This is a genomic window from Streptomyces sp. 3330 (genome assembly GCF_031456635.1).
Classification (GTDB): Bacteria; Actinomycetota; Actinomycetes; order Streptomycetales; family Streptomycetaceae; genus Streptomyces.
Genome location: NZ_JAVDVA010000022.1, coordinates 131,559 through 153,632, shown reverse-complemented (window position 1 = coordinate 153,632; position 22,074 = coordinate 131,559). Strand labels below are relative to the sequence as shown.

Genomic DNA, 22,074 nt, shown 5'->3' with positions numbered 1-22,074 from the left:
CCCGCCCGCCCGGGGGGGGGCGCCGCCGGGGGCGCCGGGGGGGCGGGGGGGGGCCCTTGGGGGGGCGCTTGGGGGGGGGGGGCCGGGGGGGGGGCCCCCCCCCCCCACCAAAAGGGGTGAACGGTCGTAACTTTCCCGTGCGGGTCGCGTTCGGTCGCGCTAAGAGATCATCCGACTGCGAGACGTCATGTCCACGCGGACCGCACGGGTCTCGGGCCGGGGCCGGCGCCCGTCGTTCGGCGCACCGGGGGGCGACGGGCGGCGACCGCCGGGGCGAGGCCGTTGCCGCGGCCGGCGGTCGCCGGGCGTACGGATCCCGCGGCGACTCGTACGCCCTCGTCGGCGGGACCCAGCGCCGCCTGACCTGCCCGGAGGCTCAACTGCCGGGATAGGGCCAGGCGTTGGGCAGACAGTGGATGCCGTCGTGGTCGAGGAACTTCGTCTGCTGCTGCATGACCGGCGCCAGGTCACCGTCCTTGTCGCAGGTGACATGGCTGTAGCCGAGGCGGTGGCCGACCTCGTGGTTGATGAGCATCTGCCGGTAGGCGTACATCTTGTCGCCGAAGGTCTCCGACCCCTGGGCCCACCGGTAGGCGTTGATCATCACGCGTTCGGTGGAGGCCGAGTCGCAGGAGACGTTGTCCTCCGTGGTGTCCAGACCGGACTTGGCGCACCACACGGCGGTGGTGCCCGGACTGGCGAGCGTGATGACGAAGTCGGCCTTGCCCGAGTGGATCCGCTCGAAGGTGCGGGCGCCGTCGTGGGCCCAGCTGCGGGGGTCGTTGAGCGTCTTCTGCACGGCCTGCGCGAAGAGTTCGCCGTCGAGCCCGAGGCCCTGTTCCACGTCCACCCGGTAGGTGAACTTCTCCCCCTTGCCCGGCGCCTTGTCGATGCCCGCGACGGCGTCGAACCTGCCCGACCCCTTCAGCTCGGCGCCGAGCGGGTACTTCCCGGCCATCCCCTGCGCGTACGTCAGCGTGGCCGGGGCCCCGGGCGCGCCGGACACGGACGGGCTCGGCCTGGCCTCCCCGCGCGCGGCGTCGTCGTCGACGGCCTCGCGGGTCTGCCCGGAGGCGGTCTGCGGCCGGGCGGCGTCGTCGTCGCGGCCCGAGGCGACCTGTCCGGCCACGACGACGGCCAGCACCGTCGTGACGGCGGCGGCCGCGATGCCGGTGAACGCCCGCCCCTTGACGCCCTGGGAGGTCGCGTTCTCGCTGGTGAGCGGCGGGTCGTCGGTCCCGTCGACGACGGCCGCGGAGGTCGTACGGAAGGCGGTCTCCCGGTGGGTGGCGGCGGAGAGAGGTTCCTGCTCACGCACGCGTATGGCGGCGGACGGCGTCGTCGCGCGCGTGAAGACGTCCTCGTCGTCCTCGCCGAAGGCGTCCAGGTACTCCTGACGCGGGCCCTGACGGGAACCTTGACGGGCACCCTGGCGCGGGCCGTCCTGGGGCATGGGTCGCTGACGAGGTATCACGGGCTGCCCGGTACCCGCTGATCGTCCTCTCAAGTCACCCCAGCCGCCCCCGCCTTCCCGCTGCTCGGGGTGGCCGCCACGCACTGGTGGGAACCCGTGGGGCGGCGTTCCCTCGGAGAACGGGAAGCGGGGCACTCCGTGCGAGGGGGTTGCGTCGTACCCCGGGGACGGCACCTGGACGCGGGCTCCGCGCGGGTCCCCCGGGAGAGGCGGTTCCGGGGCAGCCCCCTGCGACGCGCCCTTGGAGCCGCCCTTGGCGGCACTCTTGGGCGCGGGTCCACGCCGGCTGTGGCGTCCCACGTAGGTCTCAGCCTCCCGAGGTCTCGGTCGCGGCGTCGGCGTGCAGCTCCCGGAACGCCGACGCCACCGTCTCGGGATACTCCATCATCGCCACGTGCCCGGCGTCGGGCAGCGTGAGCAGGCGGGAGTGGCGGAAGGTGCGGGCGGCCCGCTGCGCCATGCGGAAACCGACGAGCTGGTCGCGACCACCGTAGACCAGGAGCGTGGGGGCGAGGACGCGTTCGGCCTGGCGCCACAGTCCGTGCTGACCGCCCAGGGTGTACGCGCTGAGCAGGCCACGCGTGGAACGCGTCAGCGCGTCCCAGAAGTACGGCAGCTGAAGACGACGCTCCAGTTCTTCCACCGCATGGCGGAACGCGTCCGGGCTGACCCGCCCGGGATCGCCGTAACAGAGCGCCGTGACACCGCGGACGCGCTGCTCGGCGGTCCACTCCCGGGTGAACCTGGTGAAGAGCGCGGCCACGCCGGGCAGCCCGACCAGGCCCGTGGGCATCGCCGTGCGCTGCACCCGCAGCTCGGGCAGCGCGGGCGACACGAGCGTCAGCGTCCGCACGAGGTCGGGCCGGACCGCGGCGACGCGCGTGGACACCGCGCCGCCGAGGGAGTTGCCGAAGAGGTGCACGGGTCCGCGGTCGACGGCGTCGAGATAGCGGATCACGGCACGCGCGTGCGCCGTGACGGAGTAGTTGCCGTCGTCCGGCGGCGGGGAGTCGCCGAAGCCCGGCAGATCGACCGCCTCGCTGGCCACCACCCCGTCGAGCAGCGCCATCAGCGCGGACCAGTTCTGCGAGGAACCGCCGAGGCCGTGCACGTACAGCGCGGGTTCGAGCCCTTGGCGCGCGGGCGGCCTGGAGCGGACCGTGAGCGTGACGCCCGGCAGCCCGACCGAACGGAGCCGCTCGCCCGCGGCCACCCGGACCGCGATCGCCTTCGGCAGCACACTGGTAGGCGGCACGGAAGGCAGCTCGGTCGAAGACATGCGGCAATGTTACGAGACGATCACGCACGCTTTCGTGTGTTCGCCGTCACACGCGCGGGTCGCACGCGCGCGTGACGGGCACGGTGACGGAGCCATACCCGCGCGAATCGTGGGCACTCCGCTCACCGACCGCATGGCGTCCGAAACGGGTGTCTCCTAGGCTCTTACCGAGGGCACCCGCTTGTGGCCCCTGCACCTCGCAGGGACGTTCGTAGGAAGGGAGCCCACCATGGCCGTTGACCCCACCGACCCGGAGACGTTCGAAGAGGACGACGACTTCGGGGAGATCGACGTCGAGGCGCCGGAGGGCGACGCCGCGGAGCAGTACAAGGACGTCACCCCGGAGCAGGACGACTCCCTGGAGGACGTGGATCCAGCCCGGGCCAACGAGGCCGATCTCGTCGAACAGGCCCGCGTCGTCTCCCTCGACGAGGACGACTATCGGTGACATGCGCCGAGCTGGAGCGGGTCGCAGTATGCCCGTAACATCCCGGTCCAAACGTTTTTACAATGATTTTGTCGTCGTCCAGTCCGTGAAATTCTGCACGCGGACCGCGCACAGCACGGTTACCGAAAAGTACGATGGCGGCGCGGCGCTCACCGCACGAGGACCACTTTGGGAGGCGGCGTGACAGCCATCGAGCAGACAGAGGCGGCGCGCCCGCGAGGCACCCGCCTGCCGCGCCGTGCCCGACGGAACCAGCTGCTGGGCGCCGCCCAGGAAGTGTTCGTGGCGCAGGGCTACCACTCCGCCGCCATGGACGACATCGCCGAGCGGGCCGGGGTCAGCAAGCCGGTGCTCTACCAGCACTTCCCCGGCAAGCTCGACCTCTACCTGGCCCTGCTGGACCAGCACTGCGAGTCGCTCATCCAGGCCGTGCGCGGCGCGCTCGCCTCGACGACCGACAACAAGCAGCGGGTCCGCGCCACGATGGACGCGTACTTCGCGTACGTCGAGGACGACGGCGGCGCCTTCCGTCTGGTCTTCGAGTCGGACCTGACGAACGAGCCCGCGGTGCGCGAGCGCGTCGACAAGGTGACGACCGAGTGCGCCGAGGCGATCTGCGAGGTCATCGCGGAGGACACCGGCCTCTCGCGCGCGGAGTCGATGCTCCTCGCCTCGGGTCTGGGCGGCCTCGCCCAGGTCGTGGCACGGTCCTGGCTGCACAGCGACCGCAGCGTGCCGCGCGACCAGGCGGTGCAGTTGCTGGCCTCCCTGGCCTGGCGGGGCATCGCCGGTTTCCCGCTGCACGGCACCGATCAGCACTGACCGCGGGGGCCGCCCGGCCGTTTGTTCCCGCCCGCTGTTCGCTCCTGGCGTGGACGGCCGCGCCGTGAACGTCCCCTCACCGGGCTAATGTGTGCAGCGTACGGCGCGGACGCCCGCGCACCTCATGACCGTCGGAGGGACATAGCCGTGGAGGTCAAGATCGGCGTGCTGCACGCACCCCGCGAGATCGTTCTGGAGAGCGGTCAGACTCCCGAGGAAGTCGAGCGCGTGGTGGCCGAGGCCCTGGCCGGAAAGTCGCAGCTGCTCAGCCTCGTGGACCAGCACGGCCGCAAGGTCCTGGTGCCGGCCGACCGCCTGGCCTACGTCGAGCTGGGCGAGCCCGCCCCGCGCAAGGTGGGCTTCGGCGCTCTGTAGACGAAGCGACGCAAGCGGGGCCCGGTGACCGGACGGTCGCCGGGCCCCGCTTCCGTTTCCGCGGCCGGACGTTCCCGCCGCAGGTTGTTCCCGCCGCCGGACGGCCGCGCCGCCGAAGCCAGCGCCCCGGCCCCCGCCGGTTCCGCTCTCGGCGTCTTCTCCACAGATGGAGCACAACCCGGCCACAGAGGAGGATTGCATTCCGCAGGTCACGGGTATGACGGGCTACGACCTCGATGCACAGCCCCAACCGTCCGGGAGGGACCCTCATGATCTTGGAAGCGCTCGGCTCCGCTGTGCTAGGTCTGGTGCTCGCGTGGGCGGCGGTCCAACGCTTCTCGCACCGTCTGCCGGTGCGCACCCTCGTCTTCGCCACGGGCGTCGCCGGAGCGCTGTTCGGTGACTTCGTCACCCACAGCGCGCTGGGCCCGGGCGCCGGTCCTGCGAGCCTCCTCGGCGCGGCGATCGTCTCCGCCGCCTCGCTCTCCCTGCTGCTGCGCCCGGCCGGCCGACTCCGCCGGCGGTCGGCCCCGGCCTGAGCCCGGCGACGGCCGGCGGGACCAGGACCCACCGGCCACCCCACGGCGACCTGACCGACCGGACCTGTCCGATCGGGCCGATCGGACAGGCCCTGGCGAGTGGCCCTAGGCCGCCAGCCCCAGCGCCGCCATCCGCTTGGTGTGCGCCTCGGTGATCCGGGAGAACATCCGGCCGACCTCGGCGAGGTCGAAGCCGTCCGCGACACCGCCCACGAGCATCGTCGACAGCGCGTCCCGGTCCGCGACCACCCGCTGGGACTGCGACAGCGCCTCACCCATCAGCCGGCGCGCCCACAGCGCGAGCCGTCCCCCCACGCGCGGATCCGCGTCGATCGCACCGCGCACCCGGTCCACCGCGAAACCGGCGTGGCCGGTGTCGTCGAGCACGGCCAGCACCAGGGCGCGGCTGTCGGTGTCCAGACGGACCGCGACCTCGCGGTAGAAGTCGCTGGCGATCGAGTCGCCGACGTACGCCTTGACGAGGCCCTCCAGCCAGTCCGACGGGGCCGTCTGCCGGTGGAAGCCGTCCAGCGCGGCGACGAACGGCTCCATGGCCTGCGTCGGCTCCTCACCGATCTCGGTGAGCCGGTCGCGCAGCCGCTCGAAGTGGTGGAACTCGGCCGACGCCATCTTCGCCAGTTCCGCCTTGTCCTCCAGCGTGGGCGCGAGCTTGGCGTCCTCCGCGAGCCGCTCGAACGCCGCCAGCTCGCCGTACGCCAGCGCACCCAGCAGATCCACGACCGCGGCCCGGTACTGCGGGTCGGCCGAGGCCGTCGCCCAGTCCTGGGCTGCGATACCGGTGGCGGTGTTCTCAGGCTTGTCAGAGGTCGTCATGCAGCGCACAATAGCTCGCTCGTCGCACAGGGGAAGTCCCTGGTCAATCAGTGTGACAACGAAGACGTACGGGACCGCCCCCGGCACTGTGACAACCACAACGTGACCGAATCGGCCATCGCGTGTGCGCGAATCCGGGGTATGGTGGTAATGCGCCTGCCGAATATTCGACGGGCCGCACGTATGAGGATGCCCGGTCGGTGGCCCGATCGGCTCCGACCCGACAGCCCTCCTCGCCCGTACGGCACTGTGCGTACGGAAACCCGGAGGGGACCCCCTCAGCGGTACGAGCGCTAGAGCGTCGGCAGAGGTCCCGTGTCCTGACGGCTTGCCCGTGAGGCAGTCGACGTCCCCGGCACGGTCCTGACACGACCCCCGCGCTCGCCTCGCACCGCGCACACAGAAGAGGCAGCACCCTGACTACCACGTTCCGAGAGCTCGGCATCCTTTCCGAGACCGCCGAGGCCCTTGAGGCCGTCGGCATCATCAGTCCCTTCCCCATCCAGGAGATGACGCTTCCCGTCGCCCTGACGGGAACGGACGTCATCGGCCAGGCCAAGACCGGCACCGGCAAGACGCTCGGCTTCGGCCTGCCGCTCCTCGAGCGCGTGACCGTCCCCGCCGACGTCGAGGCCGGCCGCGCCCGGCCCGAGGACCTCACCGACGCGCCGCAGGCGCTCATCGTCGTCCCCACCCGTGAGCTGTGCACGCAGGTCACCAACGACCTGCTGACCGCGGGCAAGGTGCGCAACGTCCGCGTCCTCGCCATCTACGGCGGCCGCGCCTACGAGCCCCAGGTCGAAGCCCTCAAGAAGGGCGTCGACGTGGTCGTCGGCACCCCGGGCCGCCTGCTGGACCTCGCGGGCCAGAAGAAGCTCGACCTCAAGCACATCAAGTCGCTCGTCCTGGACGAGGCCGACGAGATGCTCGACCTGGGCTTCCTGCCCGACGTCGAGAAGATCATCAACATGCTGCCGGCGAAGCGCCAGACCATGCTGTTCTCGGCGACCATGCCGGGCGCGGTCATCGGCCTCGCCCGCCGTTACATGTCGCAGCCGACGCACATCAACGCCACGTCGCCCGACGACGCGGGCAGGACCGTCGCGAACACCAAGCAGCACGTGTACCGCGCGCACAACATGGACAAGCCCGAGATGGTGGCGCGCATCCTCCAGGCGGAGGGCCGCGGCCTGGTCATGGTGTTCTGCCGTACCAAGCGCACCGCCGCCGACCTGGCCGACCAGCTCCAGCAGCGCGGCTTCGCCTCCGGCGCGGTCCACGGCGACCTCGGCCAGGGCGCCCGCGAGCAGGCGCTGCGCGCCTTCCGCAACGGCAAGGTCGACGTCCTCGTCTGCACCGACGTGGCCGCCCGCGGCATCGACGTCGAAGGCGTCACGCACGTCATCAACTACCAGTCCCCCGAGGACGAGAAGACGTACCTGCACCGCATCGGCCGTACCGGCCGCGCGGGCGCCAAGGGCATCGCCGTCACGCTGGTCGACTGGGACGACATCCCACGCTGGCAGCTCATCAACAAGGCGCTGGAGCTCGAGTTCAGCGACCCGCCGGAGACGTACTCCACCTCTCCGCACTTCTTCGAGGAACTCGGCATCCCCGCGGGCACCAAGGGTGTTCTGCCGCGCTCGGAGCGCACCCGCGCCGGGCTCGACGCGGAGGAGCTCGAGGACCTCGGCGAGCCGGGCGGACGCGGAGCGCGCGGCCGCAACGACCGCGGCGGTCGTGGTGACCGCGGTGGCCGTGGTGACCGGGGCGGTCGCGGTGAGCGCGGCGGCCGGAGCGAGTCCCGTTCCGGCGAGCGCACCGCGGAACAGTCCGACGAGCGCGAGCGTTCGGCCCGCACGCCCCGTCGCCGTCGTCGTACGCGCAACGGCTCCCCGCTCGACGCGGCGCCCGCCGCGACCACGGCAGCCGAGCAGGCCTCCGTGGCCCAGCCGGCGCCCGTGGCGGAGGAGCCCGCCGGCCCGCGCACTCCGCGCCGTCGGCGCCGCACCCGCAACGGGTCCACGCACGAGGCCGCCGTCGTGACGGCCGTGCCGGACGGCGCCGCCGCGGTCGAGCCCGTCGCCGAGGCCGCGGAGGCGGCCGTGGCGACCGCGGAGGGCACCGTCGTGGAGGTCGCTCAGGAGACCCCGGCCGCGCCGCGCCGCCGCCGTACCCGCAGGACCGCGGAGGCCGTGCAGTCCGTGGAAGCCGTGCAGTCCGTGCAGTCCGAGGCGACCGCGCCGGTCACGGTGGCGGAGCCGCCGGCCGCCGAGGCAGCGGCCGACACGGTCGAGGCCACGGAGGCCAAGCCGCGCCGCCGCACCCGCAAGGCGACGGCTCCGGTCGAAGCCGTGGTCGAGACCGTCGAGGCCCCGGAGGCCGCCGCGGCCGCCGAGACCGTGGTCAAGCCGCGTCGCACCCGCAAGACGGCGGCCGCCGCCCCGGCCGAAGCCGCCGTCGACACCGCCGAGGCGACCGAGGCCAAGCCCCGCCGCCGCACCACCCGCAAGACCGCCGCCACCGAGACGACGGCCACCACGGCCGACATCCCGGCCCAGGCCACCGCGGAAGCCGAGGCCCCCAAGCCGCGCCGTACCCGCAAGACCGCCGCCACCGCCCCGGCCGAGGCCGAGACCGCGGTCGAGACGGCGGAGGGCACGGAGGCCAAACCGCGCCGCCGCGCCACCCGCAAGGCGACGGTCCCGGCCGAAGCCGCCCCGGACACGGCCGAGGTCACGGAGACCAAGCCGCGCCGCACCCGCAAGGCGGCCACCACGGCCACCGCGGCGACGTCGGTCGTCGAGGCTCCGGCGGCCGTCGAGCCCGAGGCCAAGCCGCGCCGCACCCGTAAGGCGGCGGCTCCGGCCGAGGTCGCGGTCGACACGGCCGAGACCACGGAGGCCAAGCCGCGCCGGACCCGCAAGACCGCCGCCACGGCGACGGAGGCGGAGCCGGTCGCGGAGGCAGCCGTGGTCAAGCCGCGTCGCACCCGCAAGACGGCGGCCGCCGCCCCGGCCGAAGCCGCCGTCGACACCGCCGAGGCGACCGAGGCCAAGCCCCGCCGCCGCACCACCCGCAAGACCGCCGCCACCGAGACGACGGCCACCACGGCCGACATCCCGGCCCAGGCCACCGCGGAAGCCGAGGCCCCCAAGCCGCGCCGCACCCGCAAGACCGCCGCCACCGCCCCGGCCGAGGCCGAGACCGCGGTCGACACGGCGGAGGCGAAGCCGAAGGCGCGTCGCACCCGCAAGGCGACGGCCGCCGCGGAGCCCGCGGACGGCTGATCGACCGGAACGCCGACGGCCCGGCCCCTCCTCGTCGAGGGGCCGGGCCGTCGGCGTTCCGTTTCCGGGAGAGGGACCACCGACGGCGCGCGGTGCGCCCTCCCGGTAGCCTCGGGGCGTGACCAGGCCCAGCACCAGCAGCCCCTTCCCGCCGCCGCCCGGCGCGCACTCGTATCAGCTGCGGACCGAGCGCGGCGAGTTCGCCGTCGTCGACGCGCCCGTGCCCGACGGTGTCGAGCAGCGGGGTGTCGCGCTGCTGATGCCCGGCTTCACCGGGAGCAAGGAGGACTTCCACCGGATGCACGAGCCGCTCGCGGCCCGTGGCTACCGGGCCGTCGCCGTGGACGGGCGGGGGCAGAACGAGTCCGACGGACCGGCGTACGACGAATCCGCCTACGGGCGTGAGGAGTTGGCGCGGGATGTGCTGGCGCAGGCGGCGGCCCTCGGCGCCCCGGTGCATCTGGTGGGTCACTCCCTGGGCGGGCAGATCGCCCGTGCCGCCGTGCTTCTCGACCACTCCCCCTTCGTGTCGTTCACGCTCGTCGCCTCGGGCCCGGCCGAGATCTCGGACTCCCAGAAGCAGCGCGTGAAACTGCTGCACGACGCGCTCGCGGTGATGACGATGCCGCAGGTGTGGGAGGCGATCCTGGCGATGGGTCCGCCGGAGGAGGTCGGCGGTCCGGCCAGCGGCCAGGGCGAGCCGGAGCTGTTGCGGCGACGCTGGCTCAACCACAAGCCGGCCCAACTCCTCGTGACCGGGCGCCAGTTGTGCGTCGAGCCGAACCGGGTCGGTGAACTCGCCGCCGTGCCGCTGCCGTTCCATGTCCTGTCGGGCGCCCGGGACGACACCTGGCCGCTGCCTCTCCTCGACGACATGGCCAGGGAACTGCGGGCGCACCGGACGGTCGTGCCGGGCGCCGAGCACTCGCCGAACCAGGACCAGCCGCTGCCGACCGCCCACGCGCTCGCCGACTTCTGGGACCGCCACCCCGGGCCCGGGCCGCGGGGTCTCTCCGGCCCGGCCGCGCCCTAGTACTGCGTCTGCACGTGCTCCCAGAAGCCGTCCCGCAGGGCGCGTCTCAGGTCGGCCTGGCCGCGCAGGGAGTACTGGAGGATGCCTTCCGCCTCGACGAGCAGGTCCTGGTCGACGGAGCCGGGGAGGTAGGGGTGGCCCGGCAGCAGCTCGGCCAGCGAATCCCGGCCCCGCGCCGCCAGCCACTTCGCCGCCACCTGCGCCCCGACGAAGCGGACGGCCTCCCGGGTGGGCCGGTTCGCGCCGGTGCCCTCGTAGGCCGGGGCGGTGCGCCGTGAGACGTACGGCTTGAAGAAGTCGAGGTCGAGGGTGCGCTGGCTGTCGACCTCCCAGAGCAGCGGTTCGGCCTGGTTGCGGCCTTCCGGCGCCTCGATGCCCCAGAGGTGCACCCGGGCGCCGTACCCCTGCGCCGCCTCCACCGCCGAGACCAGGTCCTCGTCGCCGCCCAGCAGGGCCGCGTCGCTGATGGCCCGGTGCCGGGCCAGCGACTCCAGGTCGGTCCGGATCAGCGAATCGACGCCCTTCTGCTGGTTGTTGGCGTTCAGGTTGCCCAATCGCACCTTCACATCCGGCAGTTCGGCGATGGACTGCTGCTCGGAGGTGTGGATGCGGCGCCGGGCGCCGTCGTACCAGTAGACGCGCAGCAGGCGGCTGTCGGCGAAGATCGAGCGGGCGCGGTCGATGAGCGCCTCGATCAGGCCCTCGGCGTCGAGGTCGAAGGCCCGGCGGTCCTCGGTCCCGGCCACCAGGCGCCCCGCGGCCGCGTACAGGTAGCCCGCGTCGACGAAGATCGCGTGGGTCGAGGGCGTCTTGGCCACCTCGGCGAGCATGCGGGTCAGCAGCTCGTTCGTGCGGTCGATGCGGGCGGCGAGGGCGGGGAGGTCGTCGTTCATCGCGTCCATTGTCCCGGTGGTCACGCTGCGAACACAACCGGTCCCGTTCAGTCCCGGCAAACCCTCTTACTCGTCAGTAATTAGTCGTTCGAAAAATTTCTTTAGCGTAGGGAATGTTTGTAACACGCATCCCGTTGACTCCCTGTGTAACCAAGTAGTTCTCCTCAGGAGGATGACCAGACGAAGGGAGAAGCCGATGCGCTTCGAAATCATGCGACTCGACGATGTCGACGGCACGCCCGTGGACTGCACCGTCGTAGACGCCGCCTCCGTCAATCGGATCGTTCAGCAGGCCGCCGCCATCGGGCAGCGACTGTGGATCCGCCCGGCCGACACCTCGGCCTCGTAACGCGCGGGTCCCTACAGTTTTCAGAGCCCCCTACGGCGATGCCGCAGGGGGCTCTGCGTGTGCCGGGGGCCGGTCAGCCGGCCCGGATCACCTGGGTGATCCCGTTGATGATCTGCTGCACGGCGATCGCGGAGAGCATCATGCCCGCGAGCCGCGTCACCAGGACCACGCCGCCGTCCTTGATGACCCGGATGATCAGCAGCGAGTAGCGCATCACGAGCCACAGCACGACATGGATGGCGAGGATGGCCGTCCACACCGACACCTGCATCGCCGCGCTGTCCGCCTTCTGCACGGCGAGGATGACGGAGACGATCGCACCGGGCCCGGCCAGCAGCGGCATGCCCAGCGGGACGAGCGCGACGTTGACGTCCTTGGTCTGCTTCGGCTCGTCGGTCTTGCCGGTGAGCAGGTCCAGCGCGATCAGCAGGAGCAGCAGGCCGCCCGCGATCATCAGCGCGGGGACGGAGACGTGCAGGTAGTCGAGGATCTGGTGCCCGAGGAGCCCGAAGACGGTGATCACACCGCCGGCCACGCAGACCGCCTGGAAGGCCATCCGCTTCTGCACCTTGCCGGGGCGTCCGGCGGTCAGCGCGAGGAAGATCGGGGTGATCCCGGGGGGATCCATGATGACAAAAAGGGTGAGGAAGAGGGAGCCGAAGACGGCGACGTCGAACATCAGTGCAGGAGCCTTGCGGGAAAGAGGGTGGACCGGGAGAGCGGAGGCGAGCCTCAGGCTCCGCCGGTGCCCGGGACCGGGAACGCCCCGGTGGCGCGCCGGGTGATCTCCCCGTACACCTCGGGGTCGGTCGTGTACTCGCCGAGCACGCAGGTCTTGCGGCTGCCGTGGTAGTCCGACGAGCCGGTGACCAGCAGCCCCAGATCGGCGGCGAGCCCGCGCAGCCGCGCGCGGGTGTCCGCGTCGTGGTCCATGTGGTCGACCTCGATGCCGTCGAGTCCGGCGGCCGCCAGCTCGGCGATCACGGACTCCGGCACCGTGCGGCCGCGCTTGCTCGCGCCCGGGTGGGCGAAGACGGTGACCCCGCCCGCGCCCTTGACCAGCCGGATCGCCTCGAAGGGGTCGGTCTCGTGCTTCTCGACGTGGGCCCGGCCGCCGTCGGACAGCCAGGCCTCGGTGAAGGCGTCGTTCACGGTGGGCACGACGCCCAGCTCCACCAGGGCGGTGGCGACATGCGGCCGCCCGACCGACCCGTCCCCCGCGATCCGCGCGACCTGCTCCCAGGTGACGGGTACGCCCAGGTCGTTGAGCCGCGCGACCATCGCCCGCGCCCGCGGAACCCGGTCGTCGCGCACCAGCTCCCGCTCGGCGAGCAGGGCGGGCTCCTCGGGGTCGAACAGATAGGCCAGCATGTGCATGCTGATGCCGTCGATGCGGCAGGACAGCTCGGCGCCGGTCACCAGCGTGAGCCCCCGCGGCAGCGCGGCGACGGCCTCGGCGTATCCCCGGGTGGTGTCGTGGTCGGTCAGCGCGACGACGTCCAGACCGGCGGCACCCGCGTTGCGGACCAGCTCGGCCGGGGTGTCCGTACCGTCGGAGGCCGTGGAGTGGCAGTGCAGGTCGATGCGCACGACGCGGGCTCCAGGCGAGGACGGGACGGAAGGGGACGCTTCAGCATAGCCGGTCATCAGACCGCCCCTGTCACACCCGAAACGGTCGAGCGCCCCCTACACATACGGTGCCGCGGCAGCACGGGGACCCACGGCCCGGCGGAGCGCTACGGCTTGAGCAGGCGCGGCGACAACGCCCCGCACGGCACCAGTTCCACCTCGGCGCCCGCGTCCCGCAGATCCGTGAGCACCAGCTCGTCGTACATCAGCAGCCCCGACTGCTCGGGCCACACCACCGCCCACAGCCAGAGCCCGCGCGCCTCCCCGGCGAAGACGGCCCGGTCGTCGGGGGTGGCGGAGACATGCCAGAGCGGGGTGGGACGGCCGGCGGCGAGGACCTTGGCCTGCGGGGGTTTCTCGACGCTCATGTACGGGCCGGGGTCCGGCCCGTCGACACCGGCGTATCGCGCGCCGAGTCCGACGCCCAGTTCCTCGGCGACCAGGATCAGCTCCCCCATCCCGCCGAGCGGGCCGGGCCCCGAGCAGGCCACGGCGGTGGCACGGCCCCCGCTGCGGTCGTCCCCCGCGTACGTCACGCCCGTGAAGAGCCAGCCGACCGGCAGCGGCCACGGCATCCACACCGGCACCTGCGTGCGGTGCACGACGACACTGAGAGCCTCGACGCTGGGCGGGATCACGGGCTGAAGCGGATGCACCGTCCCGTGCACATCGCACTGCCAGGAATCGGCGAAGAGTCCGGGAGCCCTGACCCGGCCACCACACTTCGGGCAACTGGGTTCGCCCCTCATAGAGCCCCACGGTCCTACCCGAGCACGCCCACGTCAAGGACGATCACCCGTCCGGACGGAAGTGACCTCCCCGGAAGATTTGCGTGTAGCTAGCATTAGTTAGGCGATCTAACTTACTGTGTGTATATACCAACTATCTTCCGAGGGGTGAGAGGAACAATGGACCCATTCGATGCGGGAGCCGGAAGCATCCTGCGGCAGCCGAAGGCGGTGTGGGCGACGGCCGGCGCGTCCGTCGTCGCCTTCATGGGCATCGGCCTCGTCGACCCGATCCTGCCGTCCATCGCCCAGGGGCTGGACGCCACGGCCGGCCAGGTGTCCCTGCTCTTCACCTCGTACTTCCTGATCACCGCGTTCGCGATGCTGGTCACCGGATTCGTCTCCAGCCGCATCGGCGGGCGCAGGACGCTGCTGGCCGGCCTCGCCCTCGTCGTCGTCTTCGCGGGACTCGCGGGCACCTCGGGTTCGGTCGGCGAACTCGTCGGCTTCCGGGCGGGCTGGGGGCTCGGCAACGCGCTGTTCGTGTCGACGGCCCTCGCGGTGATCGTCGGCGCTGCGGCCGGCGGCAGCGCGGCGGCCATCCTGCTGTACGAGTCCGCCCTCGGCCTCGGCATGGCCTGCGGACCGCTGCTCGGCGCGCTGCTCGGCGACGCCAGCTGGCGCTACCCGTTCTTCGGCACCGCGTTCCTGATGGCGATCGGCTTCCTGTGCATCACGGTGTTCCTGAAGGACCAGCCGAAGCCGGCCCGGAAGATCTCCGTCCTGGACCCGATCAGGGCGCTCGGGCACGGCGGCCTGGCCTCCGCGGCGGCCTCGGCCTTCTTCTACAACTACACGTTCTTCACCGTGCTGGCCTTCACCCCGTTCGTGCTGAACATGACCCCGTACAAGTCCGGGGCGGTGTTCTTCGCCTGGGGCGTGCTGCTCGCCGTCTTCTCGGTGCTCGTGGCGCCGCGGCTCCAGAAGCGGTTCGGGTCACTGAAGGTGCTCGGCGGCTCGCTGGTGCTGCTCGCCGTCGACGTGCTCGCGCTCGGGTACGGCGACCACACCACGGCGATCGGCTGCACGATCCTGTCCGGCGCGTTCATCGGCGTGAACAACACCGTCTACACCGAGTTGGCCCTCGGCGTCTCGGACGCCCCGCGCCCGGTGGCGAGCGCCGGCTACAACTTCGTGCGGTGGTTCGCGGCGGCGGCCGCGCCCTACTTCGCGCCGAAGATCGAGGAGTGGACCGACATCCACGTCCCGTTCGCCGTCGCGGCGGTCACCGCACTGCTCGGCGCGGTCGTGGTCGTCGTCCGGCGCGAGGCGCTCACCCACGAGGCCGAGGAACTCGAACCGCGGCACGCGACGGAGGACGGAGTCGCGGTCTTCGCCGACTGAGCCGGCCGAACCGGCGGAATCGACCGAACCGACCGAACCGACCGAACCGACCGAACGTCAACTGACGATCGCCTCAGCGGCGTTGGTGACATCGGTCACCCGGATGTCAATCGAGCGGGACGGACCTCCTGGACGGATCCCGGAGGTCCGTCCCGTGGGTCAGCCAGCGCTCCTGGAGGGCCTGGGCGCCGTGCACGCGCTTCCAGGCGGCCTCGTTGGGGGTCATGGGGAGCAGGGGCAGGAAGCGGACCGGGTCCAGGGGCGCGTCGAGATCGAGATCCTCGACCAGACCGCCCGGCTCGGCCACCAGGACCGAGGTGAACGGGGCGCCGGGCCACAGGGGTTCCCCCACGTCGAGGGAGCTGCCGGGAGCCACCACCACACCCTCGACCTGCGGGGACGCGGCGAGCACGGCCAGCGGGCGGAGCACCTTGTCGGTGTCGGACACGCCGGGCCTGACGGACAGCACCAGCTCGGCGCGCGGCCCCTCGACCGGGTCGGCGACCAGCGCGGTCGGGTCGCTCATCGGCTGCGCGGACATGCCGAGCGTGGCGTAGCGGACGACGTCGCCCTCGTGGAAACGCAGCACCTCGAGGCGGTCCGTGCCGAGGAAGGTGACCGCGGCGCGGGCGTCCGGCTCGCCCAGCGCGCTGCGCAAACGAGCCTCGACCAGAGGAAGAACATCAACCATGCGGCGAGCATAGAACTCGTCAGTGCGGGGCAAAGCAGCGCCTTGACACTTCAGTCGACTGCTATTCTTGCCCGGTGGTTCGGGGCAGCACGCAGAAGCGTCGCGATCTTGCCCCGACCCAGACGAGACTCCCTTACGAGGGACCGGCTGGAGGAGGTGGGGCTGTCATGGATCGAAGTCACCCGTGCAGTACCACTCGCTCTTCCTGCCGCTGACGCAGCTGCTCCGGCTTCTTGGCCCCGGCTGGTCGCCACCTCTCGCGCTCATCTTCATGCGGAAGAGCACTTCGTTTCCTTTTCACCTGATCTGCTCGATCTGTCTGATCTGCCAGATCTCTCCGGTCTGATTCAGTAGCGAAGCTCGCCACCGCGACGGAGCGGTGCTCCCCGCTTTGTGGACGTGCCAAACCTCCGCACTCAGGACGTCCTCATTCCGGGCAGTTCCACCCGTCGTGGCGGTCTTTCTTTGCTCGTCGCGAAGGAGCCTGCCATGTCGATGATCCGCGACCTCCGTGCCGTCGTCCGCCCGGCCCGTCCCTCCCTGCGCAAGGGGGGCGGGCGTATGGAAACCGGCGCCTACGACACCACCCGCGACCCCGCGACGCCCTCGGCCGTCGTCGACTGTGCGGTCTACCGTGACGGCGCGCGGGTCGCCTACGCGCAGCCCCCGACCCCGCAGGAGGCCATGCGCCAGGTGCGGCGCGACGGAGGCTTCGTGTGGATCGGCCTGCACGAGCCGACCGAGGCCGAATTCGCCGGTATCGCCAGCGAGTTCGGACTGCACCCGCTGGCCGTGGAGGACGCCGTGCAGGCGCACCAGCGGCCCAAGCTGGAGCGCTACGACGACTCCCTGTTCACGGTCTTCAAGACCATCCACTACATCGAGCACGACCGTCTGACGGCCAACAGCGAGGTCGTCGAGACCGGTGAGGTCATGTGCTTCACCGGCAAGGACTTCTTCATCACCGTCCGGCACGGCGGCCAGGGCTCGCTGCGCGCGCTGCGCCACCGCCTCCAGGACGACCCCGAGCTGCTCGCCAAGGGCCCCTCGGCGGTGCTGCACGCCATCGCCGACCACGTCGTCGACGGCTACATCGCGGTCGCGGACGCCGTCCAGGACGACATCGACGAGGTCGAGACGGAGGTGTTCTCGCCGGGCCGCAAGGGCACCCCGCGCGGCACGGACGCCGGCCGGATCTACCAACTCAAGCGTGAGGTACTGGAGTTCAAGCGCGCGGTGTCGCCACTGCTGCGGCCGATGCAGCTGCTGAGCGAGCGGCCGATGCGGCTGGTCGACCCCGACATCCAGAAGTACTTCCGGGACGTCGCCGACCACCTCGCCCGGGTCCAGGAGCAGGTCATCGGCTTCGACGAACTGCTCAACTCGATCCTCCAGGCCAACCTCGCGCAGGCCTCCGTCGCGCAGAACGAGGACATGCGGAAGATCACGTCCTGGGCCGCGATCATCGCCGTGCCGACGATGGTGTGCGGGGTGTACGGGATGAACTTCGACTACATGCCGGAACTGCACTCGAAGTACGGCTATCCCGTGGTCATGTCGGCCATGGTGGCGCTCTGTGTCGGCATCCACCGCACACTGAAGCGCAACGGCTGGCTGTGAGGGCCCCGGCACCGGCTGGCTAGGGTGAGCCCATGACAAGAGAGCTGCTGCTCGACCAGGCCCTCGTCGAGGAGGCCACCAAGAAGTCCGGCCTCGTCTGGGTCCGGGGCGCCGGCGCCCCGGCCGCGCGTGCGCTGTGGCACGTGTGGCACGAGGGCGCGGCCCATCTGGTCGGGGACGGGCCCGGGGAGCAGCCGCTGGCCGGGCTGACCGACGGCGGTTCGGCCGAGGTCACCGTCCGCAGCAAGGACAAGGGCGGCCGGCTCGTCTCCTGGACGGCGAGGGTCGTGGCGCTCGCGCCCGGCTCCGAGGCCTGGCAGGCGGCCGTCGCCGAGCTCAAGGGCAAGCGGCTGAACGCGCCCGACGGCGAGGCGATGACCGAGCGCTGGGCGCGCGAGTGCCGGGTGCTCCGCCTGGAGCCGACGGGGGCCACGCTGCCCCTGCCCGAAGGGGATCTGGCGGCACGGCCCGTGCCCTCGCCCGCCACCACGCGCGAGCCGGCGCCCGCGGGCCTGCCGAAGCTGCTGCTGCGCAAGCGCAGACGCGCGTAGCCGGTACCGCGAGCAGCCGGCGCCGCGCGGGCGGCGGCTCAGGAGGCCGGGAGCTGCTTTCCGTAGTCCACCGTCTCGTCCTTCGCCGGTTCCTCCAGTGCGAAGTCCTTCCCCCAGGAGGAGAAGCTCAGCGTGCCGGCTCCTCCGGCGCGCTCCAGGCGCAGCGGGTAGGGCTTGCCCTCCAGCGAGACGTCCAGCTTGCCGCCGGAACCGCCGTCGCCGGTGATGCGGATCGTCCGGACGCCGGACTGCTCGTGGTGGCCGTCGGTGGCCAGCGAGCCGTGCAGCGTCAGCAGACCGTCGAGGAGGAGGTCCTTGTCCGTGAAGCCGCTGAACTTCTTGTACGAGGGGTCGCCCGTCGGCACCTTCACGTACTTGCCGTCGAGCTTGTCGGCGGCCGCCGTGTCCGAGCCGTCCTCGCCGGACTTCCCGTCCTCCTTGTGCCAGAACGCCGCGTCGGCCTTCAGGTACAGCTGCTCGCCGACCCGCAGCAGGTGGAAGGTGGCACCCTCCGCGGTGACCGACCCGGTGCCGCCGTCCGCCTTCAGGCTCATGTCCAGCGTGTACGTGTGCCCGCTGGTCACCACGCTCCCGGACAGCCGCACCGCGTCCACGGCGTCGGCCGCGGCCTTCGTCTTCGCCTGGATCTGCGCGGCGGACAGCTTGCCCACCCCGTTCGTGCCCGCGTCCGGATCCTCGCTGCAGCCCGTCAGTCCCAGGCCCACGGCCAGTGCGCACATCACGCTCACCAGCGAGGCGCGGCGAGTTCGGCCGTGGAGAATCGCAGTCACAGAGAAGGCCGCCTTTCTGCGGGGGTGTGCGGAGCGGCGTACGGCAGCGTACCGGGGTCGCGATGCGCCGGCGGAGCCAGTCCGTCCGGACCGCCCACCAGGGCGGATCCGATCGGGACGGGCTAGCCTGAAGCCCGCACGGACGGGCAATGGGGAAAAGAACATCACCGGCAACAGAAGAAGGAGGAGGTGCGGTATGGCAGCGGGCGCCCCGCGTATCTTCGTCTCGCACCTCTCCGGCGTTCCGGTCTTCGATCCGAGCGGTGACCAGGTGGGACGGGTGCGCGACCTGGTCGTCGTGCTGCGCGTGCGGCGACGGCCCCCGCGCGTGCTCGGGCTGGTCGTCGAACTGTCCACCCGGCGCCGCATCTTCCTGCCCATGACCCGGGTGACGGGCATCGAGTCCGGCCAGGTCATCACCACCGGCGTGCTCAACGTCCGCCGCTTCGAACAGCGGCCCACCGAGCGCCTCGTCTTCGGGGAGCTGCTCGACCGGCGCGTCACGCTCGTCGAGACCGGCGAGGAGGTCACCGTCCTCGACGTGTCGGTGCAGCAGCTGCCGGCCCGCCGTGACTGGGAGCTCGACCGGGTCTTCGTGCGCAAGGGGAAGAAGGCGAGCGCCTTCCGGCGGGCGAAGGGCGAGACACTGACCGTCGAGTGGTCGGCGGTCACCGGGTTCTCGCTGGAGGAGCACGGACAGGGCGCGGAGAGCCTCCTCGCCACCTTCGAGCAGCTGCGCCCCGCCGACCTCGCCAACGTCCTGCACCACCTGTCGCCGAAGCGGCGGGCCGAGGTCGCCGCCGCGCTCGACGACGACCGTCTCGCCGACGTCCTCGAGGAGCTCCCGGAGGACGACCAGATCGAGATCCTGGGCAAGCTGAAGGAGGAGCGCGCGGCGGACGTCCTGGAGGCCATGGACCCCGACGACGCGGCCGACCTGCTCTCCGAACTCCCGGAGCAGGACCAGGAGCGGCTGCTGAGCCTGATGCAGCCCGACGACGCGGCCGACATGCGGCGCCTGATGTCGTACGAGGAGCACACCGCGGGCGGTCTGATGACCACCGAGCCGATCATCCTGCGCCCCGACGCCACCGTCGCCGACGCCCTCGCCCGGGTGCGCAACCGCGACCTCTCCCCCGCCCTCGCCGCGCAGGTCTACGTCTGCCGCCCGCCCGACGAGACCCCGACCGGCAAGTACCTCGGCACGGTCCACTTCCAGCGGCTGCTGCGCGACCCCCCGTACACGCTGGTCAGCTCGATGCTCGACGACGACCTCCAGGCCCTCGCGCCGGACGCGGCGCTGCCGGTCGTCGCCGGGTTCTTCGCGACGTACGACATGGTCGCGGCGCCCGTCGTCGACGAGGCGGGCTCGCTGCTGGGCGCGGTGACCGTGGACGACGTCCTCGACCACATGCTGCCGGAGGACTGGCGGGAGACGGAGTTCCACCTCGACGAGGACCCGGCCGAGGAGGTGGGTTCGCATGACTCCTGACCGCGAGAGCGGGCGCGTCGAGCGGACCCCGGTCGGCGCCACGGCGACCAGCCGTCCCCGGGCCCGGCTGGACCAGCCGCGGCAGCCCCGGCACCGGATCCTGCCCGAGTGGGACCCGGAGGCCTTCGGGCGGCTGTCGGAGCGCATCGCGCGGTTCCTGGGCACCGGGCGGTTCATCGTCTGGATGACGATCGTCATCATCGTCTGGGTCCTGTGGAACATCTTCGCCCCGCGCGACCTGCGCTTCGACAACTACCCGTTCATCTTCCTGACCCTGATGCTGTCGCTCCAGGCCTCCTACGCCGCCCCGCTGATCCTGCTCGCGCAGAACCGGCAGGACGACCGCGACCGGGTCAACCTGGAGCAGGACCGCAAGCAGAACGAGCGGTCGATCGCCGACACCGAGTATCTGACCCGGGAGATCGCCGCCCTGCGGATCGGCCTGGGCGAGGTCGCCACCCGGGACTGGATCCGCTCGGAGCTGCAGGACATGGTCAAGGAACTGGAGGAACGGCGGGACGGGCATCGCGAACATGCCGTATTCCCGGCAGAACGGTCGCGGGGACGTGACGTAGACGACCGGTGACGGGCTTACCGGCCCGCCCTCCGCTCGCCGTACCATCGTCCCTATGGCTAGCGAAGACGCGGTGCGCGAGGCACTGGCGACGGTGAACGACCCCGAGATCAACCGGCCCATCACCGAACTCGGGATGGTGAAGTCGGTGGAGATCGGCGCGGACGGGGCGGTCGCGGTCACCGTGTACCTGACGGTCTCCGGCTGCCCGATGCGCGAGACGATCACACAGCGGGTGACCGACGCGGTCTCCGGGGTCGAGGGCGTCACCCGCGTCGACGTCACCCTCGACGTCATGAGCGACGAGCAGCGCAAGGAGCTGGCGAACGCGCTGCGCGGCGGCCAGACCGAGCGCGAGGTCCCGTTCGCCAAGCCGGGCTCGCTGACCCGGGTCTACGCGGTCGCGTCCGGCAAGGGCGGCGTCGGCAAGTCGTCGGTGACGGTGAACCTGGCGGCGGCGATGGCGGCCGACGGGCTGAAGGTCGGTGTGGTCGACGCCGACATCTACGGCCACAGCGTGCCGCGCATGCTGGGCGCGGACGGCCGTCCCACCCAGGTCGAGAACATGATCATGCCGCCGTCGGCGCACGGCGTGAAGGTCATCTCCATCGGCATGTTCACCCCGGGCAACGCACCCGTCGTCTGGCGCGGCCCGATGCTCCACCGCGCGCTCCAGCAGTTCCTGGCCGACGTGTACTGGGGCGACCTGGACGTGCTGCTGCTGGACCTCCCGCCGGGCACCGGCGACATCGCGATCTCGGTGGCGCAGCTGGTCCCGAACGCCGAGATCCTGGTCGTCACGACCCCGCAGCAGGCGGCGGCCGAGGTGGCCGAGCGGGCGGGCTCCATCGCCGTCCAGACCCACCAGAAGATCGTCGGCGTGGTCGAGAACATGTCCGGCCTGCCCTGCCCGCACTGCGGGGAGATGGTCGACGTCTTCGGCACCGGCGGCGGACAGTCGGTGGCCGAGGGGCTCACCCGCACGACCGGCGCCACCGTCCCGGTGCTCGGCTCCATCCCGATCGACGTCCGGCTGCGCGAGGGCGGCGACGAGGGCAAGCCGGTCGTCCTGACCGACCCGGAGTCCCCGGCGGGTTCCGCCCTGCGGGCCATCGCGGGCAAGCTGGGCGGCAGGCAGCGCGGTCTCTCGGGACTGTCGCTCGGCATCACGCCCAGGAACAAGTTCTAGCCCGGCGCTCCGGCCGGCCACGGGTGCGCGCCGCGCGCCCGGTGTTCCCACGACGGCGGGGGCGTCGTC

At 71.8% G+C, this 22,074-nt stretch carries 22 protein-coding genes; 13 read left to right on the top strand and 9 right to left on the bottom strand.

What is annotated here, in order from left to right; genetic code table 11:
• Positions 1-376: 376 nt before the first annotated feature.
• Both J2X68_RS30790 and J2X68_RS30785 read right to left on the bottom strand, forming a co-directional pair.
• Positions 377-1,774 carry a DUF3152 domain-containing protein gene (locus tag J2X68_RS30790; RefSeq protein ID WP_310435871.1) on the bottom strand — a complete coding sequence of 466 codons (1,398 nt, stop codon included), beginning with the start codon at positions 1,772-1,774 and terminating at the stop codon, positions 377-379.
• A 7-nt stretch (positions 1,775-1,781) separates the two neighbouring features.
• On the bottom strand, positions 1,782-2,753 hold the full coding sequence (locus J2X68_RS30785) for an alpha/beta hydrolase (RefSeq protein WP_310435870.1): 972 nt from the start codon (positions 2,751-2,753) through the stop codon (positions 1,782-1,784).
• Positions 2,754-2,982: 229 nt separating this feature from the next.
• On the opposite strand from J2X68_RS30785, the gene J2X68_RS30780 reads away from it, so the two are divergent.
• The 4 genes from J2X68_RS30780 (at position 2,983) to J2X68_RS30765 (ending at position 4,937) form a co-directional block, all read left to right on the top strand.
• A complete protein-coding gene (locus J2X68_RS30780) occupies positions 2,983-3,201 on the top strand; it encodes a hypothetical protein (protein ID WP_310435869.1) in 219 nt (72 codons plus the stop codon).
• 180 nt (positions 3,202-3,381) lie between these two features.
• A complete protein-coding gene (locus J2X68_RS30775) occupies positions 3,382-4,023 on the top strand; it encodes a TetR/AcrR family transcriptional regulator (protein WP_020130830.1) in 642 nt (213 codons plus the stop codon).
• A 147-nt stretch (positions 4,024-4,170) separates the two neighbouring features.
• Positions 4,171-4,398 carry a DUF3107 domain-containing protein gene (locus J2X68_RS30770; RefSeq protein WP_020130831.1) on the top strand — a complete coding sequence of 76 codons (228 nt, stop codon included), beginning with the start codon at positions 4,171-4,173 and terminating at the stop codon, positions 4,396-4,398.
• Positions 4,399-4,667: 269 nt separating this feature from the next.
• A complete protein-coding gene (locus tag J2X68_RS30765; protein WP_310435868.1) occupies positions 4,668-4,937 on the top strand; it encodes a hypothetical protein in 270 nt (89 codons plus the stop codon).
• A gap of 105 nt (positions 4,938-5,042) precedes the next feature.
• Here J2X68_RS30765 and J2X68_RS30760 read toward each other — a convergent pair whose 3' ends face one another.
• A complete protein-coding gene (locus tag J2X68_RS30760) occupies positions 5,043-5,780 on the bottom strand; it encodes a ferritin-like fold-containing protein (protein ID WP_399041235.1) in 738 nt (245 codons plus the stop codon).
• Between the two features lie 500 nt (positions 5,781-6,280).
• On the opposite strand from J2X68_RS30760, the gene J2X68_RS30755 reads away from it, so the two are divergent.
• Together J2X68_RS30755 and J2X68_RS30750 are read left to right on the top strand one after the other, a co-directional pair.
• Complete coding sequence (locus J2X68_RS30755) at positions 6,281-9,061, top strand: DEAD/DEAH box helicase (RefSeq protein ID WP_310435866.1); 2,781 nt, start codon at positions 6,281-6,283, stop codon at positions 9,059-9,061.
• 118 nt (positions 9,062-9,179) lie between these two features.
• On the top strand, positions 9,180-10,094 hold the full coding sequence (locus J2X68_RS30750; protein WP_310435865.1) for an alpha/beta hydrolase: 915 nt from the start codon (positions 9,180-9,182) through the stop codon (positions 10,092-10,094).
• On the opposite strand, the gene J2X68_RS30745 is transcribed toward J2X68_RS30750, so the two are convergent.
• A complete protein-coding gene (locus J2X68_RS30745; protein ID WP_310435864.1) occupies positions 10,091-10,987 on the bottom strand; it encodes an NYN domain-containing protein in 897 nt (298 codons plus the stop codon). The two genes, J2X68_RS30750 and J2X68_RS30745, sit on opposite strands and share 4 nt — an antisense overlap.
• A 196-nt stretch (positions 10,988-11,183) precedes the next feature.
• On the opposite strand from J2X68_RS30745, the gene J2X68_RS30740 reads away from it, so the two are divergent.
• The gene (locus J2X68_RS30740; protein WP_171399326.1) at positions 11,184-11,336 is read left to right on the top strand and encodes a hypothetical protein; all 153 of its coding nucleotides are present in this window, start codon (positions 11,184-11,186) and stop codon (positions 11,334-11,336) included.
• A gap of 73 nt (positions 11,337-11,409) precedes the next feature.
• On the opposite strand, the gene J2X68_RS30735 is transcribed toward J2X68_RS30740, so the two are convergent.
• The 3 genes from J2X68_RS30735 to J2X68_RS30725 all read right to left on the bottom strand — a co-directional run bounded on the left by J2X68_RS30735 (position 11,410) and on the right by J2X68_RS30725 (position 13,714).
• Entirely contained in the window at positions 11,410-12,015 is a 606-nt protein-coding gene (locus J2X68_RS30735) for a MarC family protein (RefSeq protein ID WP_310435863.1), read from the bottom strand.
• A 53-nt stretch (positions 12,016-12,068) separates the two neighbouring features.
• On the bottom strand, positions 12,069-12,926 hold the full coding sequence (locus tag J2X68_RS30730; RefSeq protein WP_310435862.1) for a PHP domain-containing protein: 858 nt from the start codon (positions 12,924-12,926) through the stop codon (positions 12,069-12,071).
• Between the two features lie 146 nt (positions 12,927-13,072).
• On the bottom strand, positions 13,073-13,714 hold the full coding sequence (locus J2X68_RS30725; RefSeq protein ID WP_310435861.1) for a DUF6758 family protein: 642 nt from the start codon (positions 13,712-13,714) through the stop codon (positions 13,073-13,075).
• Positions 13,715-13,873: 159 nt separating this feature from the next.
• Between J2X68_RS30725 and J2X68_RS30720 the strand changes: the two genes are divergently transcribed.
• Positions 13,874-15,097: an MFS transporter gene (locus J2X68_RS30720; protein ID WP_310435860.1), complete on the top strand. Its 1,224-nt coding sequence runs from the start codon at positions 13,874-13,876 to the stop codon at positions 15,095-15,097.
• A 106-nt stretch (positions 15,098-15,203) separates the two neighbouring features.
• Here the strand turns inward: J2X68_RS30720 and J2X68_RS30715 are convergent, their stop codons facing one another.
• Positions 15,204-15,788: a suppressor of fused domain protein gene (locus J2X68_RS30715; RefSeq protein WP_310435859.1), complete on the bottom strand. Its 585-nt coding sequence runs from the start codon at positions 15,786-15,788 to the stop codon at positions 15,204-15,206.
• 489 nt (positions 15,789-16,277) lie between these two features.
• On the opposite strand from J2X68_RS30715, the gene J2X68_RS30710 reads away from it, so the two are divergent.
• Positions 16,278-17,408: a magnesium and cobalt transport protein CorA gene (locus J2X68_RS30710; RefSeq protein WP_310435858.1), complete on the top strand. Its 1,131-nt coding sequence runs from the start codon at positions 16,278-16,280 to the stop codon at positions 17,406-17,408.
• A 32-nt stretch (positions 17,409-17,440) separates the two neighbouring features.
• The gene (locus J2X68_RS30705) at positions 17,441-17,959 is read left to right on the top strand and encodes a hypothetical protein (RefSeq protein WP_310435857.1); all 519 of its coding nucleotides are present in this window, start codon (positions 17,441-17,443) and stop codon (positions 17,957-17,959) included.
• Between the two features lie 38 nt (positions 17,960-17,997).
• Here the strand turns inward: J2X68_RS30705 and J2X68_RS30700 are convergent, their stop codons facing one another.
• Positions 17,998-18,750 (bottom strand): hypothetical protein, encoded by a 753-nt coding sequence (locus tag J2X68_RS30700; RefSeq protein WP_310435856.1) that lies wholly within the window; start codon positions 18,748-18,750, stop codon positions 17,998-18,000.
• A gap of 196 nt (positions 18,751-18,946) precedes the next feature.
• On the opposite strand from J2X68_RS30700, the gene J2X68_RS30695 reads away from it, so the two are divergent.
• From J2X68_RS30695 to J2X68_RS30685, 3 genes are read left to right on the top strand one after another with little or no spacing between them, the layout of a single operon-like run.
• The gene (locus J2X68_RS30695; RefSeq protein ID WP_310435855.1) at positions 18,947-20,242 is read left to right on the top strand and encodes a magnesium transporter MgtE N-terminal domain-containing protein; all 1,296 of its coding nucleotides are present in this window, start codon (positions 18,947-18,949) and stop codon (positions 20,240-20,242) included.
• Positions 20,232-20,828 carry a DUF1003 domain-containing protein gene (locus J2X68_RS30690; RefSeq protein ID WP_310435854.1) on the top strand — a complete coding sequence of 199 codons (597 nt, stop codon included), beginning with the start codon at positions 20,232-20,234 and terminating at the stop codon, positions 20,826-20,828. The genes J2X68_RS30695 and J2X68_RS30690 overlap by 11 nt, the downstream gene beginning before the upstream one ends.
• 43 nt (positions 20,829-20,871) lie before the next feature.
• Complete coding sequence (locus J2X68_RS30685; protein WP_310435853.1) at positions 20,872-22,005, top strand: Mrp/NBP35 family ATP-binding protein; 1,134 nt, start codon at positions 20,872-20,874, stop codon at positions 22,003-22,005.
• Positions 22,006-22,074 lie beyond the last annotated feature (69 nt).